General features: G+C 65.0%; 19 protein-coding genes. 14 read left to right on the top strand and 5 right to left on the bottom strand.

The annotated features are described in order from the left end of the window. The first annotated feature begins 50 nt into the window (after nt 1–50). Together ACWPWO_RS03090 and ACWPWO_RS03085 are read left to right on the top strand one after the other, a co-directional pair. Nucleotides 51–905: a class I SAM-dependent methyltransferase gene (locus ACWPWO_RS03090; protein WP_454004333.1), complete on the top strand. Its 855-nt coding sequence runs from the start codon at nt 51–53 to the stop codon at nt 903–905. A 13-nt stretch (nt 906–918) separates the two neighbouring features. Beyond that, nucleotides 919–1,950 (top strand): MerR family transcriptional regulator, encoded by a 1,032-nt coding sequence (locus ACWPWO_RS03085; RefSeq protein WP_454004331.1) that lies wholly within the window; start codon nt 919–921, stop codon nt 1,948–1,950. Here the strand turns inward: ACWPWO_RS03085 and ACWPWO_RS03080 are convergent. Further along, nucleotides 1,939–2,841 (bottom strand): LysR family transcriptional regulator, encoded by a 903-nt coding sequence (locus tag ACWPWO_RS03080; RefSeq protein WP_454004329.1) that lies wholly within the window; start codon nt 2,839–2,841, stop codon nt 1,939–1,941. The genes ACWPWO_RS03085 and ACWPWO_RS03080 overlap by 12 nt on opposite strands. Nucleotides 2,842–3,207: 366 nt before the next feature. Between ACWPWO_RS03080 and ACWPWO_RS03075 the strand changes: the two genes are divergently transcribed. Beyond that, a complete protein-coding gene (locus ACWPWO_RS03075) occupies nt 3,208–4,044 on the top strand; it encodes a bifunctional allantoicase/(S)-ureidoglycine aminohydrolase (protein WP_454004327.1) in 837 nt (278 codons plus the stop codon). Nucleotides 4,045–4,105: 61 nt separating this feature from the next. On the opposite strand, the gene ACWPWO_RS03070 is transcribed toward ACWPWO_RS03075, so the two are convergent. Both ACWPWO_RS03070 and ACWPWO_RS03065 read right to left on the bottom strand, forming a co-directional pair. Further along, the gene (locus ACWPWO_RS03070) at nt 4,106–4,873 is read right to left on the bottom strand and encodes an aspartate/glutamate racemase family protein (RefSeq protein ID WP_454004325.1); all 768 of its coding nucleotides are present in this window, start codon (nt 4,871–4,873) and stop codon (nt 4,106–4,108) included. Continuing rightward, nucleotides 4,874–5,662, bottom strand: a complete 789-nt coding sequence (locus ACWPWO_RS03065) for a GntR family transcriptional regulator (RefSeq protein ID WP_394063982.1) — start codon at nt 5,660–5,662, stop codon at nt 4,874–4,876. A gap of 444 nt (nt 5,663–6,106) precedes the next feature. Here ACWPWO_RS03065 and ACWPWO_RS03060 point away from each other — a divergent pair, with 444 nt between their 5' ends. The 6 genes from ACWPWO_RS03060 to ACWPWO_RS03035 all read left to right on the top strand — a co-directional run bounded on the left by ACWPWO_RS03060 (nt 6,107) and on the right by ACWPWO_RS03035 (nt 10,689). After that, nucleotides 6,107–6,235 (top strand): hypothetical protein, encoded by a 129-nt coding sequence (locus ACWPWO_RS03060; protein ID WP_394063980.1) that lies wholly within the window; start codon nt 6,107–6,109, stop codon nt 6,233–6,235. Nucleotides 6,236–6,237: 2 nt separating this feature from the next. Beyond that, nucleotides 6,238–7,671 (top strand): sodium:solute symporter family transporter, encoded by a 1,434-nt coding sequence (locus ACWPWO_RS03055; protein WP_454004322.1) that lies wholly within the window; start codon nt 6,238–6,240, stop codon nt 7,669–7,671. Nucleotides 7,672–7,689: 18 nt separating this feature from the next. Beyond that, nucleotides 7,690–7,827, top strand: a complete 138-nt coding sequence (locus tag ACWPWO_RS03050) for a hypothetical protein (protein WP_394063976.1) — start codon at nt 7,690–7,692, stop codon at nt 7,825–7,827. Between the two features lie 15 nt (nt 7,828–7,842). Beyond that, the gene (locus ACWPWO_RS03045; RefSeq protein WP_394063974.1) at nt 7,843–8,328 is read left to right on the top strand and encodes a nucleoside deaminase; all 486 of its coding nucleotides are present in this window, start codon (nt 7,843–7,845) and stop codon (nt 8,326–8,328) included. 177 nt (nt 8,329–8,505) lie between these two features. Beyond that, entirely contained in the window at nt 8,506–8,709 is a 204-nt protein-coding gene (locus ACWPWO_RS03040; protein WP_454004320.1) for a hypothetical protein, read from the top strand. Then, the gene (locus tag ACWPWO_RS03035; RefSeq protein ID WP_454006248.1) at nt 8,710–10,689 is read left to right on the top strand and encodes a TonB-dependent siderophore receptor; all 1,980 of its coding nucleotides are present in this window, start codon (nt 8,710–8,712) and stop codon (nt 10,687–10,689) included. It abuts the gene before it with no gap. A 281-nt stretch (nt 10,690–10,970) separates the two neighbouring features. Here the strand turns inward: ACWPWO_RS03035 and ACWPWO_RS03030 are convergent, their stop codons facing one another. After that, nucleotides 10,971–11,870 carry a LysR substrate-binding domain-containing protein gene (locus ACWPWO_RS03030; RefSeq protein ID WP_454004318.1) on the bottom strand — a complete coding sequence of 300 codons (900 nt, stop codon included), beginning with the start codon at nt 11,868–11,870 and terminating at the stop codon, nt 10,971–10,973. Between the two features lie 117 nt (nt 11,871–11,987). Here ACWPWO_RS03030 and ACWPWO_RS03025 point away from each other — a divergent pair, with 117 nt between their 5' ends. After that, entirely contained in the window at nt 11,988–13,169 is a 1,182-nt protein-coding gene (locus tag ACWPWO_RS03025) for an MFS transporter (protein WP_454004316.1), read from the top strand. A 215-nt stretch (nt 13,170–13,384) separates the two neighbouring features. Continuing rightward, the gene (locus ACWPWO_RS03020; protein ID WP_454004314.1) at nt 13,385–14,764 is read left to right on the top strand and encodes a GNAT family N-acetyltransferase; all 1,380 of its coding nucleotides are present in this window, start codon (nt 13,385–13,387) and stop codon (nt 14,762–14,764) included. Nucleotides 14,765–15,107: 343 nt separating this feature from the next. Here ACWPWO_RS03020 and ACWPWO_RS03015 read toward each other — a convergent pair whose 3' ends face one another. After that, on the bottom strand, nt 15,108–15,713 hold the full coding sequence (locus ACWPWO_RS03015; RefSeq protein WP_454004312.1) for a GNAT family N-acetyltransferase: 606 nt from the start codon (nt 15,711–15,713) through the stop codon (nt 15,108–15,110). 289 nt (nt 15,714–16,002) lie between these two features. Between ACWPWO_RS03015 and ACWPWO_RS03010 the strand changes: the two genes are divergently transcribed. The 3 genes from ACWPWO_RS03010 to ACWPWO_RS03000 all read left to right on the top strand — a co-directional run bounded on the left by ACWPWO_RS03010 (nt 16,003) and on the right by ACWPWO_RS03000 (nt 17,316). Further along, the gene (locus ACWPWO_RS03010) at nt 16,003–16,347 is read left to right on the top strand and encodes a hypothetical protein (RefSeq protein WP_394063962.1); all 345 of its coding nucleotides are present in this window, start codon (nt 16,003–16,005) and stop codon (nt 16,345–16,347) included. Between the two features lie 350 nt (nt 16,348–16,697). Next, on the top strand, nt 16,698–17,015 hold the full coding sequence (locus ACWPWO_RS03005; RefSeq protein WP_454004309.1) for a MatE family transporter: 318 nt from the start codon (nt 16,698–16,700) through the stop codon (nt 17,013–17,015). Beyond that, complete coding sequence (locus ACWPWO_RS03000) at nt 16,945–17,316, top strand: alpha-amylase family glycosyl hydrolase (RefSeq protein ID WP_454004307.1); 372 nt, start codon at nt 16,945–16,947, stop codon at nt 17,314–17,316. The genes ACWPWO_RS03005 and ACWPWO_RS03000 overlap by 71 nt, the downstream gene beginning before the upstream one ends. Nucleotides 17,317–17,562 lie beyond the last annotated feature (246 nt).

The raw sequence follows: 17,562 nt of genomic DNA, 5'->3' as shown, positions 1-17,562 counted from the left end.
CTCACGCCGCGTCAGTCTTCATCATGCCGTTCTTTGACCTGGAGAACGGCATGACCTCTCGTACCGAACCTCGCACTCCCACCCGGACCGCCCTGCGCATGGCCCTGCAGCGCGCCGCCCACCAATTGCTGGACGAGCCGCGCGTGCTGGACGACCCCTACGCGCTGCGCATCCTGGGGCCGGAAGCGCTGGACATGGCGGCCGACCCCTACCGCTACAACGATCCCATGAGCCGCCCCCTGCGCGCCGCCATCGTCGGCCGCAGCCGCTGGGCCGAGGACGCGCTGGAACAGGCCGTCGCCCATGGCCTGCAGCGCGCCGTCCTGCTGGGCGCCGGACTGGAGACCTATTGCCTGCGCGCCCCCCCCGGGCTGCAACTGCTGGAGATCGACCACCCCGCCACCCAGGACTGGAAGCGCCGCCAGCTGGAACTGGCCGGATTGTCGCTGCCGGCCGGCGCCGTGCTGCAGCCCTGCGATCTGTCCCGCCAGGACCTGGGCGGCTGCCTGGCCAGCGCAGGCGTGCTCCCGGACGAGCCCGTCTGCTTCGTCGCCCTGGGCCTGACCCCATATCTGCACGCGGATCGCATACGCGACCTGCTGGCCTGCGGGGCGCGCTATCCCGCCGGCAGCAGCATCCTGTTCGACTTCCGGGTCGATCCCGCCGCGCTGGACCCCATCGAACGGATGCTGGACGGCGCGATGGCTCAGCAATGCGCAGCCGCCGGCGAACCCTGGCTCAGCGCCTATCATCCGCAGGACATGGATGGTTTGCTGGCCCGCCTCGGCTTTCGCTGCCGTACACTGTGGGGTACGGAAGAACTCAACGCCCGCTACTTCCACCGCCGCCGCGACGGGCTGCAAAGCGCAGGCGGCGGACTGCGCCTGATGCGGGCCGACGTCTGACCTCGACCACATCATGACCCCAGCCTCTCCCCCGGCGCTGCTGCGCGTCGGCGAACTGGCCCGCCGCGTCCATATGACCTTGCGCGCCCTGCACCATTACGACGACATCGGCCTGTTGCGGCCGCGCCATCGCAGCGCCGCGGGCTATCGCCTGTGCGCCCGGGAAGACATCGCCCGCCTGCAGCACATCCAGGCGCTGCGCTCGCTGGGCCTGGGGCTGGCGCAGATAGGCCGCCTGCTCGATGAGCAGCCTCAGGACATCGCTCCCCTGCTGCGGCGCCACATCCAGCAACTGGACCAGGAGATCGAGCGCCAGCGGCAGATGCGCGACGGCCTGTCCAGCCTGCTTGATACGACGGGTACGTCCTCCGATTGGCACGGGCGTCTGGAACTGATCGCCCTGTGCAATCGCTACCTGGCTCCGCAGGACAAGCAGGCCCCGCCCTTGCTGGAAGCGGACGGACGCTTGCGCGCGCCATGGAGGCGGCGGCTGCAGGGCCTGGAGCGCCTGCGTCTGAGCGGCGTACCCGCCGACCATCCCCGCGCGCGCCGCGCCGCGCGTCAATGGATGATTGCGCTGGAAGAGGAAACCCGGCGCGACCCCGCCCTGTTCCAGCAACTGCGGCGCATGTTCAAGGACGAACCCGCCCTGGGCCGGCGTACCGGCTTGAGCCCGGAGCTGGATCAGTATCTGCTGCGGGCCTATGCCCATCACCGCCTGACCCTGTTCCAGTCCTACCTGAGCCCGGAGGCCTTCGCCTACCTCAGCGCCCACTACCCCGATGCGCTGCCGCTGTGGCCGGATCTCATGGCGGACCTGCTGAACGCCGTGCAGCGCGGCGATGCGCCCGCCCACCCCCGGACCCAGGCCTTGCTGGATCGCTGGCTGGCCCTGCAGCAACGCTATACCCTGGATGCAGCCGCCGCCAAGAGCCTGCGTCTGGCGCAGGACACCGAGCCCGGACTGCAGGAAGGCACATGGCTGCCGCCGGCCGTGCTTCAGTTGCTGAAAGACGCGCTGGCGCTCCGCTCCCTAGATGTCTAGCTGAAGCCGGGGCCGGCGCTCGGGCGCCAGCATGTCCACCAGCACACGCGCCAGCGCCTTGACCATATCGTCGGCGTTGGGCCTGTGCAGGATCGCCAGCTCAAAGGCGTCGATCACCGGCAGACCCTGGGCCCGCCCCAGTTCGACATGGTCGCTGGTGACGGCCCGGCGCGGCAGCAGGCTGATGCCCATGCCATCGGCCACGGCGCCCTGGATGCCGCTCAGGCTGGAGCTGGTGAAGCTGATGCGCCAGCGGCGTCCCAACGACTCCACCGCGCTGATGATCTCCTCCCGGTACACGCCGCGGCGCGGGAAGGTCACCAGGGGAATGGGATCCAGGTGGAACACCGGATGGGCCGCGCTGTCCACCCAGGCGGTCATCTCCGGCATGCAGGCCACGGCTTCGCGCGTATTGTGGCGCTGCTTGACCAGCACCAGGTCCAGTTCGCCCTCGTCGTAGGCCGCCATCAAGTCGCTGCTCAAGCCGCTGGTGACCTCCAGCTTGACCTGGGGAAAGCGCCGGTTGAAGCCCGCCAGGGCCTGCGTCGTGCGGCCGCTGGTGAAATCCTCCGGCACGCCCAGGCGCACTGTCACCGTGACGAAGGCGCCGGACAGGGCCTCGGACAACTGGTCGTTCAAGGCCAGCATCTGGCGTGCGTACCCCATCAGGGTCTGGCCCGCTTCCGTCGTGCTGACCCCGCGGCTGCCGCGCTCCAGCAGCCGGTGTCCCACCATGTCCTCCAGCCGCCGCACCTTCTGGCTGATGGTCGACTGGGTGGAATGCAGCCGCGCGGCCGCCGTGGTGAAACTGCCGCAATCGACCACGGTGAGCAGGGCGCGCAGCAGGTCCAGGTCATACAGAGGCCTATTTGCTTTTTCGATGGAAATCATGACAACATTTGCTTTCCTAATGATCTTCTGGACTTTTAGCATCCGTCCGCCGCTTGCACAAGCGCGTCGCCGCCGCTTGCCGGCGGCGACACGTTCAGGCACATTCTCATTCCTGACAAGGTTTTACCCTTGCCCAAGGCTCCAGAATTCCAGACTTGCCCTTTCGAGCAGCGGCATAAAAACTAGCATTTGAAAAGCAAATACTTGGAATTAATACATTTAATTTGTACATATGGCCGCACATCGCTATCGTGTACCTGTCCCCGCGCATTGAAACGACGGCGTGCCTCTTCCGCCAGGAGGCCGGCACCGTCCGCGCCGTGCAGCGCGACAGGCGTTTCTAACTGAATCTCCATCGGAATCGTTATGTCCAAAGTCAATTACTACGCCCCTCCCGGCGGTCACCCACCCCAGACGCAACTGCTGACCGACCGCGCCATGTTCACCGAAGCCTACGCCGTGCTGCCCAAGGGCGTGCTGCAGGACATCGTGACCAGCTTCCTGCCCGGCTGGGAAAAAACCCGCCTGTGGGTTCTGGCCCGCCCCCTGTCCGGCTTTGCCGAGACCTTCTCCCAGTACATCGTCGAAGTCAGCCCCAACGGCGGCAGCAACAACCCTGAAGCCGACCCTGAAGCCGAAGGCGTGATCTTCGTGGTCAAGGGCCAGCTGGAACTGGTCCTGAACGGCACCAAGCACATCCTGGAAGAAGGCGGCTACGCATTCCTGCCTCCCTCGACCAACTGGACGCTGCACAACCGCTCCAACGACCTGGCCAACTTCCACTGGATCCGCAAACGCTACCAGCGCGTGGACGGCCTGGACGCCCCCGAAGCCTTCGTGACCAACGAAAAGGACATTACGCCCCTCGTGATGCCTGACACCGAAGGCCGCTGGAGCACCACCCGCTTCGTGGACATGTCCGACATGCGCCACGACATGCACGTGAACATCGTGAACTTCGAACCCGGCGGCGTGATCCCGTTCGCCGAAACCCACGTGATGGAACACGGCCTGTACGTGCTGGAAGGCAAGGCCGTCTACCGCCTGAACCAGGACTGGGTGGAAGTGGAAGCCGGCGACTTCATGTGGCTGCGCGCTTTCTGCCCGCAAGCCTGCTACGCCGGCGGCCCAAGCCGTTTCCGCTACCTGCTGTACAAAGACGTGAACCGCCACGCCAACCTGACGATCGGCGGCGCCCGCTGATCATCGGCGCCACGCAAGAAACCCGCTGCCTTGCAGCGGGTTTTTTTTATTGTCCGGTCCTTTACACCCTGGCCCGTGCGCCAGCCTCGTGCTGCGCATGCGACAGATAGGCGAACTCCCCCGTGAACGCCTTGCTGACGGGAAAGGCCAGGTCGCCGTGCTTGCTGGTCTGCGCGCCCAGGCCCACCAGCGCCTCGGCCAGCTTGACCGCGGCGGCCACCCCTTCGACGATGGGCAGGCCCACTTCATGGGAGATCTGTTCGGTCAGGTCCGCCATGCCGCCGCAACCGAGCACGATGGCGCCCACGCCGTCCTGGTCGCGAGCGCGCTTGCATTCGGCGATGATGGCCTCCAGCGCCAGGCCCGGCTGCTCCTCCAGTTCCAGGACCGGGATTTCCGCTGCGCGCACGCGCTTGCAATGCCCCTGGAAGCCATACATCTGCAGCAGATGCTCGGCGATGACGCAGGTGCGGGTCAGCGTGGTGACGATGGAAAAGCGCGTACTGATGAAACTGGCCGCATGGAATGCCGCTTCGGCGATGCCGATGACGGGCGCGCGCGTCAGTTCGCGCGCCGCAAGCAGGCCCGGGTCACCGAAACAGGCAATGATGTAGGCGTCGGCCCCGCCCTGCTGCTGGGCCTGGCGGATCTCTTCCAGCACGCCGACCGCACTGATGGCCTCGTCGAAATGGGACTCGATCGACACCGGCCCGCTGCGCGGATTGCTGGCGCTGATGCGCGTGCCGGCGGCGGCCACTCTGCGGGCCGCCTGCTCGATCTTGTGCGTCATGGACGCGGTCGTGTTGGGATTGATCAGCCGAATCTGCATTCAAGGTCTCCGTTTTTTCTGTGTCATGGTCTTGCCTGCCGGGAACAGGGATTGATACGCCCGGGAATCGAACTGGCTCAGCACGGACTTCAGGTCGAACGGCTCGGCGGCGCTGGGCTCCTGCACCACACTGCGTTCGACGTCCTTCAGATGGGTTTCCATCCAGACGCGCGCCTCGTCGCCGCGCTGTTCGCGCAGCAAGGGCAGGATCTCGGCATGCTTGCTGGGCGGGCATCCGCAGCTATGCGGCGCGCCGAAGGTGGCGATGACCAGGGAGGTGCGCGCCACCAGATCGCCCAGGAAATGGCTGATGATTTCGTTGTCCGCCAGGCGCGCCAGGGCCAGGTGAAACTGACCCGACAGATAGATGGCGCGGCGCCGGTCGCCTTCGCTTTCGGCCTGGCTTTCCTGCTCCAGAAAGGCTTCCAGCTCCGCCAGCCGCTCCGGCGTGGCTTTGGGGACGATGTAGGCGATGGCGCCACACTCGACGATCTGGCGCGACGCGAACAGGTCGCGGGCGTCCTTCAAGGTGGGCTGGGCCACGCTGGCGCCGTGGTTCATGCGTACGTCCACCAATCCCTTGTGCGCCAGCTTCTGCAGCACCTTGCGGATGCTGGTGCGGCTGACTCCGTAGGTTTCGGCCAAGGTATCCTCGGGCAGCTTGGTGCCCGGTTCAAGCTGCAGCCCCACGATGGCCGCGTAGAGATGAGCGAAAATGCCGTCATCCTTGGTCTGGCGGGATTCGTCCGCCGCATTCAGCACAGGTTCATGAGATATTTTCTTGCTCATCTTGTATCCAATAAATAGATAAATTCGTACCCAATATTAGAGAATTTACGGACACTATATATCAGCCAAACGAGAATGTCAGCCAAACCTCAGCAAGAAAAGCTCACATCCAGACCAATACTCCCCGGCCTGGCCAAGGCATAGAAGACAAGGCTTAAGGGAAAACGCTAGTACCGCGGTATTGTTTTACGCCTATAATTTGTTCCCAAGTTGTATACATTACTGAAGAAAAAATTCGACAATCTGATGTCGCATCATCAGACCCCAGCCGCTTCGGAACGCCGACAACAATAACGCAGAATGGGCACGCCGGAGAGACAAGAACGTGACGCCCGGCCGGCATGCGCCGGCGGGCCACGCTGACGCGCATCCCCGCCCCGGCGGGGCGCGCACTTTCCGTGTGAACCAAGACAACACGCCGACACAGGCGTGGAGGAGACGGCTATGTCCGAATACGGCCTGGCAATTTTCATTTTTGCCCTAGGGGCGGGAACCTCGCTGCTGCTGGTGGGGTACATCATGCGCAACTACTTCCGCTACAAGCAGGAAGACGACCTCGCCAAGGAGCAATGACCATGGCAACGACCTTCATTTCTCCCGGCATGGCCTTGGCCATCATCGGCCTGATGTCCGCGCTGATCCTGGGCTTTGGCGTCTACGTGAGCAAGCGCCATGTCAAGAATGCCAATGACTTCCTGTACGCGGGCCGCAACGTGGGCCTGGCCCTGGGCACCGCCACTCTGGTGGCGGCCTGGATCACCGGCAACACCACCATGGCGGCGCCCGAACTGGCCTACAACGTGGGGCTGATCGGCTCTCTGGCCATCAGCACCATGGGGCTGTCCCTGGCCATGTTCGCCCCGCTTGCCAGCCGCATCAAGCGACTCATGCCCCAAGGCTATTCCAGCGGTGAATTCATCCGCCGCCGTTATGGCTCGCTGGCCTGGAAGCTGTACCTGATCCTGGCCGTGTACTACTTCCTGGGCTTTCTGGTGACCCAGGCCATGGCCGGCGGCATCCTGCTGCAGGCGCTCTCGGGGGTGGACTACAAGATCGGCATGCTGACCATCATGGCCGTGTGCACCTACTACACGCTCAAGGGCGGGCTGAAGGCCATCCTGGCCACCGACTTCCTGCTCAGCCTGATCATCCTGGGCACATTGTTCGCCGTGGCGGCCTGGTCCTACTGGAACTTCGACCTGGGCCAGATCTACACTCGGACCTCCGAGCTGCGTCCCTCCACGCTGAACATCTTGACCGCGGCCGGCCTGATGTTCGTGGGCGGCAATTTCCTGTTCGGCTGCGGCGAGATCTTCCACAGCAACATCTGGTGGCAGCGCGTATATGCTTCCAGCGAACGCACCGCTTCGCGCTCCTTCGTGCTGGCCGGCCTGATCTGGTTCGCCGTGCCCATCGTGGCGGGCTCCCTGGCCTTCATCGCCATCAGCCAGAAATACAGCCTGCCCCAGGTGAACATGATCTTCCCCGTCGTGGTGTCGCAGATCATGGGCGCGGGCGGCGCGGTGCTGGTGCTGGTCATCATCTATGCGGCCCTGGCCTCCACCGGCAGTTCGCTGCTGACCGGCGCGGCGGGCCTGATCGTCAACGACATCTACCGCGGCGTGATCAATCCCCAGGCCACCGATGTCACCGTGCAACGCTACGTGCGCTACGCCATCATCGCCCTGGCCGCGCTGACCTCCGCCATCGCCTGGAACCCCTACGAATCCATGTACCTGGTGCTGCTCTTGACCGGCCCGGCGGTCGCCGCCATGATCTGGCCCATCGTCTTCGGCATCTACACCCGCGAGACCAACCAGGGCTCGGCCTTCTGGGCCATGCTGCTGGGCACCCTGGCAGGACTGGCAGCCTATTTCTGGATCTCGCCCTACGCCGCGGCCATCGTCTCGGCCGTGCTGTCGGGCCTGGTGGTCTACCTGAGCACCCTGATGAATCCGAACCGCGCCTTCCAATGGCGCCAGCTGGACCACGAGCCCGCGAGCCGCTGAGCCCGCCCGGAGACCGACATGACCGAACTCATCCTGAACTTCAACCAGTCCATTTTCAGCCTCATCATCATCGGCGCCATCGCAGGCGTCGGATGCACCCTGCTCTTTCTGGTCGGGATCTTGCTCAGCGAGATCCGCAAAGGGCAATTGTGGTAACCCAAGGAGTCAACCATGAACGATAAAGACTATCTGATGCAGTCGATCCGCATCGCGGAAGAAAACGTGGCGCGCGGCGGCCAGCCTTTCGGGGCGGTGCTGGTGCGCGACGGCCAGGTGCTGGCCGAAGGCGTGAATGAAACCTATGTCGACCACGATCCCACCGCCCACGCCGAGATCCAGGCGCTGCGCAACGCCAGCCGCAAATGGCGCGAGAGCAGCCACCCCGGCACCACCATGTACGCCAGCGGCATCCCCTGCGCCATGTGCATGTCGGCCATGATAGCCGCCGGGGTGGAACGCGTGGTCTACTGCGCCGGCGACGATGAAGGCGCGCCCTACGGCTGGTCCACGGCGCATCTGTATGAGCGCATGCAGCGCCAGTTCGGCGAACAGGGCATCACCGTGGAACACCTGCCGCTGCCCGAGAAACGCGCCGTGTTCGACGCCTGGAAGGAGCGCTTCGGCATGGGTCCGAACGACGGGCTCAGACTGGACTGACCCCGCACTCCAGCCCGCCGCCCGGCGGGCTTTTTTTTGAGCAGCCGTTCCAGCGTCTTTCCGACTGTTCCACTGCCGACGGTTTATTTACGTTTTCAGTCTTGCCTCCCTTCCCAAATTTTCTGATAATAAAAAACTAATGCGAATCATTATCATTAATATTTATGGGGATATTCTGTGCCTTCGCCGTCGCTATCATCCAAACAGGCTTGCGCCGCCATCGCCGTTGCTTCCGTCTTCACAACCGCCCAGGCGCAGAATGCGGGCGAGAGCGCCACCCTGGCGCCCATCACCGTCAAGAGCTCCGCCCAGGAAGAACCGGTCGGCTACGTCGCCCAGGACAGCGTCACGGCCACCAGGACCGATACGCCCCTCATCTAGATTCCCCAGTCCATTTCCGTCATCACCCAGGACCAGATGCGCGAACAAGGCGCGCAGACCCTGAACCAGGTGCTGCGCTACACCTCCGGCGTGGCGCCCGAGACGCGCGGCGCGGTCGCGTCCCGCCTGGACCAGTTCAATGTGCGGGGTTTCTCCGCCACCACCCTGCTGGACGGCATGCGCATCTTCGGCTCGCGCGACGCCCTGCCCCAGGTCGACGCGTACCGGCTGCAGCGCGTGGATGTGCTGAAAGGGCCTTCCTCGGTCATGTTCGGCCAGGGTGGCCCGGGCGGCGTGGTCAACCAGGTCAGCAAGCGCCCGACCCGCGAACGCCTGAACGAAGTCGAACTGCAGCTGGGCGATCACCGCTATCGCCGCACCAACATGGACTTCTCCGGGGCCGTTGACCAGGACGAACAGTGGCTCTATCGCCTGACGGGCTCGGTCTACAAGTCCGACGGCCAGATCGACGAAACCCGCGAGGAACGCTATTTCATCGCCCCGGCCCGGACCTGGCAGCCATCGGCCGACACCCGCCTGACCCTGCTCGCCAATTTCCAGCGCGATCCGCACATGGGGTCCTACGGCTCGGTGCCCGGCGTGCGCAGCGTGTTCGACGCGCCCGACGGCATACGCCTGGACCCCGGCTTCTACGACGGCGACGCCGGCTTCGAGACCAGCGACCGCCGCCACCACTCCATTGGCTACGAATTCGAGCACCGCTTCAATCCGGCCGTCACCGTGCGTTCGCAGGCGCGCTATCTGCATGCCGAGGGCGTCTACCGCAGCGTGTATTCCAACGGCTACCTGCCCGGCGCCAGCGACTATCGCTACCTGAAACGCAGCAAGGGCGGCACCGACGTCAACATGGACAGCTATACGCTGGACAACCATATACAGGGGCGTTTCTCCACCGGCGCGCTGGACCACACGCTGGTCGCCGGGGTGGACTTCGCCCACCTGCAGTCCGACACGCTGGCCAGCAGCTTCGACCCGGCGCCCCCTCTGGACATCTTCAATCCTGATTACCGCCAGCCCATAGGCCCGGTGAACTGGATCAGCGACACGCGCCAGCGCCAGTACCATACCGGCATCTACCTGCAGGACCAGATCCAGATCGACAAATGGTCCTTGCTGCTGGGCGGCCGCTACGACTGGTCCCGGACCGTCTCGGAAGCGCGCAGCCTGGCCACCGGCGCCATCACCCCTTCGGCGACGCGCGCCAAGGCCTTCACGGGCCGGGTCGGCGTCATCTACAACTTCGACAATGGCATCGCCCCTTACTTCAGCTATGCAGAATCCTTCGAGCCCCAGTCGGGCACCGACGCCCAGGACAGGCCTTTCGATCCCCTGCGCGGCGAGCAATTCGAAGTGGGCGTGAAGTACCAGCCGCCCGGCGCCCGCGCCCTGTATTCGGCCGCCCTGTTCGACATACGCCGCAAGAACCTGTTGACCACCATTCCGGGTTGCGTCGGTTCCAAGTGCCAGGAGCAGACCGGCGAAGTGCGCACGCAGGGCTTGGAACTGGAAGCCCGCAGCGAGTTCGCCAAGGGCCTGAGCCTGATCGCCAACTATTCCTACATCGCCAATGAATACACCAAGGACAATGCCACGCCCAGCCGAGCCAGCCTGGAAGGAATGACGCCCTACGGAATCCCCAAGCACCAGGCTTCCGTCTGGGCCCGCTACCAGTTGCAGTCCGGACCCCTGAGCGGCCTGGGCATGGCCGCCGGCCTGCGCTATCGCGGCACCAGCTACGGCGGCTCCTACAATGATTTCAAGGTGCCGGCCAGCACGCTGGTGGATATGGCCCTGGACTATGACCTGGGCCGGGCCAGCCCCGCCCTGAAAGGCATGGATGTGACGCTGAACGTCTCCAACCTGTTCGACAAGCGCAACATCAGCTCGTGCACCTCGGAAGAATGGTGCTGGTACGGCTACCAGCGCTCCGTCAAGGCCACCCTGCGCTATCGCTGGTGATGACGGGATCAGGCCGGCTCGAACGTCTTCATCGAAGGGGCGCAAGACGCGCCCGCCTCGCCACTGTGCAACACAAGAAAAGGAAAACCATGACTTCGCCACGTGCAGCTTCGCTGAAACTGATCCTCACATCCGTACTGGGCGCCGCGCCTTTGCGGTGGGCCTGAACACGCGCACCCACACCCTGTACGTCGGCAACACCCTGGACGGCTCGCTGACCGCGCTGGACAGCGTGCTGCGCATCGACCTCAAGCAGCTCTGAGATTCCGGCCGGGCCTGGGTCACAGCTCCAGGCCCCGTTCGCGCACCTGCTGCGCCAGATAGTCCACGAAGGATGCGATCCGGGCGGCGATGGCCGTCTGGCGATAGTACACCGCATTGACGGGCTGGAAGACCGGCACGGTCTGGTCCTCCAGCACCTGCACCAGGCGGCCCTCGCGACGGTCCTGGCCGGTCATGAAATCGGACAGGCACACCAGGCCGTTGCCATCCAGCGCCAGCTGGCGCAGGGTCTCGCCGCTGGACGCGCGCAAGGTGGGCCGCACGTGCAGGCGCTTGTCGCCGTCCATCAAGGGCCATTCGTTCAGGGACTCAGGCTGGCTGAATCCCAGCAGGGCATGACAGTACAGGTCGCGCGCGCGTTGCGGGGCGCGATGCCGCGCCAAGTATTCCGGGCTGGCCAGCACACGCAGCCTGCTGCGCCCGATGGTCCGCGCATGCAGCGTGGAGTCCTTCAGTTCTCCGATGCGCAGCGCCACGTCCGTGCGACGCTCCAGCAGGTCGATGAATCCCTCGTTATTGCTCAGTTCCAGCTGCACGGCCGGATAGCGCTCCCGATAGCCCGCGATCAGGGGCACCACCACGTGCAGCATGAAGGGCGAAGCCGCATCCACCCGCAGCACGCCGGCCGGCTGCCCCTGGCGGGCAGCCATCTGCTCCTCCAGGCGCTCCACCGAGTCCAGGATGTCCCTGGCCTGGGCGCGGAACGCCATGCCTTCCTCGGTCAGCTCCAGACGCCGCGTGGTGCGCCGCAGCAGCGTGGTGGCCAGCTTGCTCTCCAGGCGGGACAGGCTGCGGCTGGCGCCGGAGGCCGTCTGGCCCAATTGCTCGGCCGCCGACGTCAGGGTGCCGCTGTCCACCACGGCCAGGAACACCTGCATTTCTTCCAGGGTGATCTTCATTGTTGATTTTTCGGCAAAGGAATTTTGTACCAGACCCCATTTTTAAGCAAAAATAGTCCGGGCACAATGCGTACCTGACTCAAACAGGCATTCCGCCCCGACACAGGATCGCGCACCATGAAAACTCCTTCCTCCGGACTGGCCCTGCTGGCCCTGGCGGTCGGCGCCTTCGGCATAGGCACCACCGAATTCTCGCCCATAGGCCTGCTGCCCGCCATCGCCCAGGGACTGGATGTGTCCATTCCTTCCGCCGGCATGCTGATCACCGCCTACGCCATCGGCGTGATGGTCGGCGCCCCGCTGATGACGCTGGCCCTGGCGCATTGGTCGCGCCGCCGCGCCCTGATCGTGCTGATGGCCATCTTCACGCTGGGCAATCTGCTGGCCGCCATGGCTCCGGGCTACTGGACGCTGCTGCTGGCGCGCCTGGTCACCAGCCTGAACCACGGCGCCTTCTTCGGCCTTGGCTCGCTGACCGCCGCCAGCCTGGTGCCCCGCCACAAGCAAGCCAGCGCCGTCGCCACCATGTTCCTGGGTCTGACCATCGCCAACATCGGCGGCGTGCCTGCCGCCACCTGGCTGGGCAACACCATAGGCTGGCGCCTGTCCTTCGCGGCCACGGCCGCGCTGGGCGTGCTTGCCATGGCCGCGCTGGCCTATGCCCTGCCTCGTGATCAAGCCGGCCGCCGCCCCGACATCCGCGCCGAGCTTGCCGTGCTGACCCAGAAGAACGTCGTGCTGGCCCTGGCCGCCACGGTGCTGGGCGCCGGCGCCATGTTCACCCTGTACACCTACGTGGCGCCCACACTGGTCGCCTTGACGCAGGCCTCGCCGGGCTTCATCACGGCCATGCTGGCGCTGATCGGGGTGGGCTTCTCCCTGGGCAATATCGCCGGCGGACGGCTGGCGGACCGCTCCCTGGACGGCTCGCTGATGCTGTTCCTGGGCCTGATCATCGTCAGCATGCTCAGCTTCCCGCTGCTGGCCCAGACCCATGCGGGCGCAGCCGCCGGCCTGCTGCTGTTCGGCTTCGCCACCTTCGCCGTGGTGCCGCCCCTGCAGATGCGCGTCATGCAGGCGGCCTCCCAGGCCCCTGGCCTGGCTTCCTCGGTCAATGTGGGCGCCTTCAACCTGGGCAACGCCATCGGTGCGGCCGCCGGCGCCGGCGTCCTCTCCGCGGGCCAGGGCTATCAGGCCGTGCCCCTGGCCGGCGCCGCGCTGGCGGCGGCCGGACTGGGCCTGGTGCTGCTGGCCCGACGCGCTCCGGCCCGGCCTTCCACCATGAGCTGCAAGGCCTGATCCCGGCTCTGCCGTGCAGCGGCTCGCGGGCGCATGGTGGTCTGCAGCAAACCGCAAAAGCGGAATGATCAATCCATCCACTTGCTCAATAGAATGCAGGCTTGGCTCTGGGCGCAGCGATTCCACTCCTGATCGCCGCGCCCGCCGGCCGCTCATTCAACCGCTTTCCGCTCCGCGCTCCCGGGCGGTTTCGGCTACTGCACATACAGGCCCCCATGTCCCAGCTCAATGAATTCCAGCAACCCGTAGGTCCGCTTCTTTCCCTGTGGCAAGCACGGCCCCGCCCGGGCCGGCGCGTGCTGACGGGACGCTACTGCCGCCTGGAGCCGGTCTCACCCGCCCTGCACGGCGACAGTCTGTACGACGCCTACCGCGCCGCTCCCGACGGCCGGGACTGGACCTATCTGTCCGTGGGCCCCTTCGTCACCCGACAGGACTTCGACCTGCACCTGGAACGCATCGCGCAGGCAACCGACGCCGTCCATTACGCCGTCGTGGACCTGGACGGCGGCCGCGCGCTGGGCACGCTGGCGCTGATGCGCATCGACCCGCAGCACGGTTGCATCGAAGTCGGCTTCGTCGCCTGGTCTCCCGCCCTGAAACAGACGCGACAAGCCACGGAAGCCCACTACCTGCTCATGCGCTACGCCATGGAAGAACTGGGCTACCGGCGCTACGAGTGGAAATGCGATTCCAACAACGCGCCCTCGCGGGCGGCCGCGGTCCGGCTGGGCTTCACCTTTGAAGGCGTGTTTCGCCAGGCCATGGTCTACAAGGGGCGCTCGCGCGACACTGCCTGGTTCTCCATCACCGATCAGGAATGGCCGGCGCGCAAGGCCGCCTTCCTGGCGTGGCTGTCTCCCGACAACTTCGACGAACAAGGTCGGCAACGGCGTCGCCTGGGCGACGGCGGGCAAGCGGGCGCGGCGGCGCAAGGCGCCGCAGCCCGCCGCCTGGAACGAATGCTGTCGCTGCAGCAGGAACTGAACGAACTTATCAACCCCCAGTGGCGCGATGCGCGCCAGCAATACTACCGGGCCGTGTGGATAGAATGCGCCGAGCTGGCGGGCCATCTGGATTGGAAATGGTGGCAGCGCCGCGAACGCAACCTGCCGCAGCTCCAGCTGGAACTGGTGGACATCCTGCACTTCGGCCTGTGCGATCTGCTGCTGCACAGCCCGGCCGCTCAGGCTGCGCCCCGCCAGGACGCCGCCGCCGCGCTCGATGAACTGGACCGAGCCAACGGCCAGGCCGCCGACTCCGCCGTCATCATGGAAGCCCTGGAGCACTTCGCCTTGCGCAGCCTGGAGACGCGCCGCTTCAACTTCGCCGCCTTCAGCCGCCTAGCCGTCCTTTGCGGCATGACGCTGGACCCCCTGTTCCGCTCCTACGTCGGCAAGAACGCCTTGAACCGGCTGCGCCAGATGCGCGGCTACCAGCATGGCGCCTACCAGAAGAACTGGAGCGGCCGGGAAGACAATCACTGGCTGGCCGAGCTGCAGGAGCGCCTTCCGTTCCAGGGCGAGGACTATCCCCAAGTCATGCTGCAGACCTTGTTGAACACCTACGACAGCATGTTTGCAGTGGAAAAGTAGCGCCGGCCGCCTATGGCGGGACGGCAGCCCTCACATTGTCAGAACAGAGGAAAGAGTCCCATGCGTCAAACCTGTTCCTGCCCCATCGGCACATGTCCAGATCCAGCCAGGGCCGAGCCCGCTCCTGCGGACGCCCGACGCGAACGCCTGCCGCCTGGCGCCCAGCCCCAGCCATACAAGGTGCAGCATCCCTGGTCGCGTTCACGCCGCCGCGAGCGAGCACGTCATCGCAATGGCTGAGAACAACGTTTCGGCCCCTTGAAAGCCGTCTTCGCACAAGCGCAGGCCTGTCTCGGGGATGTCGGAGCGTCCTGGTCGCGGGCCACGAGACCCAAGCAGCGGACTACGGCAGATGATGCAGGAGGTGGATATCCTCCGGGTCCAGCTCATACAGGCGCGGATCGGGTTCGGGCGCCAGGACAAAGCCTTGCGCCAGGTAGAAATCCACCGTACGGACCGATGGCGTGGCCGACACGTACAGCGCCTTGGCCCCCCGGATCCGTGCCTGCTGCTTTGCCTGATCCAGGAGCCAGCGTCCGAGGCACTCGCCGCGCATAGACTGGCTGACATGCAGGAAGAATAATTGCCGCCAATCGCCCTGCGGCCCCAGCGGCAGGCTGTCCAGGCCCACGGCGGCGACCAGCCTGTGCTCCTCGAACACGCCCAGAACCCAGGCCCCGCGTCCAAGGGCATCCTCGTGCTCGGGCTGGTATTTCTCCTGGTCGCCCTCGGGCCAGCCTTGCAGATCGATGTCCGCCGGCTGCAGGTTCAGGCGGCCATCGCGCAGCTCATACAGGCCCTTTATGTGTTCGCTGCGGTCTATCCCCCACAGCAAGCCTAGCTCGTCGGCGCCCAGAAGACGGACCTGGAACCGTCCGGCTTCTCCTGCCGTGGACGAAGAATCCGCGGCGGACGGCACAGAATGGGAAGAAAGATGAAAGGCATGCATGGGAAAACAGAAAAAGCCGATGAACCAGAAGATACCGCGCAAGCGGGCGCGACCAGCATACGCAAGGCGTCCGCATCTCACAAGCGTGAAGCGGAACAGTCGCCTCACCCAGGCATCCAGGTCTCCCTCAAACAGGCCGGTGGATACAGCGTACACACCTTGTAGCCTAATCTGCATGATTGACACGCCCGCCAGGTGCTATGGTGAGGTCCAGACGAAACTGGCCGGGCTACAGCCGCCGCATGAGCTGTTCGATGCAGGCTGAACGGTCCAGTTCAAGGAGAGCGACATGAACAAGAGCAAACAACTGATTCAAGCCATTCTGGCCGCCGTGCTGGCATTGGGCCTCAGCGCCACGGCCCTGGCCGACAAGCGGACGGAAAACACCCTGATCGGCGCGGGGCTGGGCGGAGTGGCCGGCGCGCTGCTGTCCGACAGCGACCCCTTGATCACCCTGGGCGGCGCCGCCGCCGGCGGGGTGCTGGGCAACGTGCTGACCGAGGACGACCGCGGTCGGCGCCATCGTCACTGGAAACAGGACAGAGGCCGCGACCACGGCTACCAGCGCGCCAACTATCGCGGCTACAAGGAGTACCGGGGCGACCGCCGCTGGCATCGACGCCACCACCGCTGAGCATAAGACCAAAAGCTTTGTCGAAGATTTCAGCGCCCAGGAGATCGTAAACCGCATCAATGACCGCAAGATCCTGGAACTTTCCGACGCCAAGAGCAAACCCAAGTAGTCCTTCTTCAGCTCCTGTCCCTCAAGCAGGTGCGCTGCCGCAGCGTCCTGCGCAGTTCTAGCCTGCCCTCCTCCCCTGAAGCAGACATTGCTCACAGAAGGACATATTGACTTACTGCCAATGCGTTGAGCCGCATACGCCGCGTTGCTAGTATGAATTCACAGGATAGGCGAGACATCGCCTCCAGGACCTGTCGCCCATCCATCATCAGGATACGCAGTCCCTTCCAGGAGCGCACACCATGACCAGAGACCAAGACAAGCAGAAGGAAATGCGGATCGCGGAACAAAAACGCGATTACAACGAAGAGGCCAGCCTGGTGAAGGAAGGCCTGACCCGTCCCCCCCTGGGTCCCAGCGATTCCAGCGATTCGGGAAGCGACCAGCCTCTCGCTGCGCCGGACACGGACAGCGACCGCTTCAATACCGGCGAGCGGGCGGACGTGGAGAACGATGGCGACGGCCCGATAGCCGACGACCTTCTTCCCGATGACATCGTGCCCGAGGACGAAGCCGGCCTGGCCCGAACCCCGCCCAGCCCGGAGCGCAACGGCGGCTGACGATCGTGGTTTTGTCGGCTGGCTCAACCCGATCTTCGATTCTCCGAACATCGATAACGGATACGACATCAACGATTACCGCCGCATCATGCGCGAAATGGGAACCATGACCGATTTCGACCATATGCTGAAGGAAATGCACAAGTGCGGGATCAAGCTCGTCCTGGACCTGGTGGTCAATCACACCAGCGATGAACACCCTTGGTTTCAGGAGGCCAGAAAAGCAAGGGACAATCCGTATCACGACTACTACCACTGGTGGCCGGAAGAAAAGGGACATCCGCCGCCCAGGTACAACTAGCAAGAACGGATCCGCCGCTCAGCCCAGGCCGCAGTTCGGCTGACGCCGGGACTCAGCCCTTGGCCATCAACGGTTTTCCACACTCCGCCGCAGGTACTGCCGCACAGCCGCGTCCCGATGCTGCGCCGGCTCAAGGAGGGGAGCCCGCCAGACAGACTTCGGACCGATCCTCGGCGGCGTGCGCCGGCGCCCGCTCCTTTGACTCGTCAGAAACGGTTCCTGGCAGCGCAGCCGCCTGCTCTTGCG

The organism is Alcaligenes sp. Marseille-Q7550, from assembly GCF_965112015.1.
The sequence above is the reverse complement of the archived record's forward strand: the minus strand, read 5'-3'. Positions and strand labels throughout refer to the sequence as shown.

Coding starts and splice junctions, on each gene's coding strand:
- ACWPWO_RS03070 (WP_454004325.1), bottom strand. CDS start 4,873: ATGCAGATTCGGCTGATCAATCCCAACACGACCGCGTCCATGACGCAC.
- ACWPWO_RS03005 (WP_454004309.1), top strand. CDS start 16,698: ATGACCAGAGACCAAGACAAGCAGAAGGAAATGCGGATCGCGGAACAA.
- ACWPWO_RS03030 (WP_454004318.1), bottom strand. CDS start 11,870: ATGAAGATCACCCTGGAAGAAATGCAGGTGTTCCTGGCCGTGGTGGAC.
- ACWPWO_RS03000 (WP_454004307.1), top strand. CDS start 16,945: ATGACATCGTGCCCGAGGACGAAGCCGGCCTGGCCCGAACCCCGCCCA.
- ACWPWO_RS03045 (WP_394063974.1), top strand. CDS start 7,843: ATGAACGATAAAGACTATCTGATGCAGTCGATCCGCATCGCGGAAGAA.
- ACWPWO_RS03010 (WP_394063962.1), top strand. CDS start 16,003: ATGAACAAGAGCAAACAACTGATTCAAGCCATTCTGGCCGCCGTGCTG.
- ACWPWO_RS03015 (WP_454004312.1), bottom strand. CDS start 15,713: ATGCATGCCTTTCATCTTTCTTCCCATTCTGTGCCGTCCGCCGCGGAT.
- ACWPWO_RS03055 (WP_454004322.1), top strand. CDS start 6,238: ATGGCAACGACCTTCATTTCTCCCGGCATGGCCTTGGCCATCATCGGC.
- ACWPWO_RS03080 (WP_454004329.1), bottom strand. CDS start 2,841: ATGATTTCCATCGAAAAAGCAAATAGGCCTCTGTATGACCTGGACCTG.
- ACWPWO_RS03085 (WP_454004331.1), top strand. CDS start 919: ATGACCCCAGCCTCTCCCCCGGCGCTGCTGCGCGTCGGCGAACTGGCC.
- ACWPWO_RS03065 (WP_394063982.1), bottom strand. CDS start 5,662: ATGAGCAAGAAAATATCTCATGAACCTGTGCTGAATGCGGCGGACGAA.
- ACWPWO_RS03050 (WP_394063976.1), top strand. CDS start 7,690: ATGACCGAACTCATCCTGAACTTCAACCAGTCCATTTTCAGCCTCATC.
- ACWPWO_RS03075 (WP_454004327.1), top strand. CDS start 3,208: ATGTCCAAAGTCAATTACTACGCCCCTCCCGGCGGTCACCCACCCCAG.
- ACWPWO_RS03090 (WP_454004333.1), top strand. CDS start 51: ATGACCTCTCGTACCGAACCTCGCACTCCCACCCGGACCGCCCTGCGC.
- ACWPWO_RS03020 (WP_454004314.1), top strand. CDS start 13,385: ATGTCCCAGCTCAATGAATTCCAGCAACCCGTAGGTCCGCTTCTTTCC.
- ACWPWO_RS03025 (WP_454004316.1), top strand. CDS start 11,988: ATGAAAACTCCTTCCTCCGGACTGGCCCTGCTGGCCCTGGCGGTCGGC.
- ACWPWO_RS03060 (WP_394063980.1), top strand. CDS start 6,107: ATGTCCGAATACGGCCTGGCAATTTTCATTTTTGCCCTAGGGGCGGGA.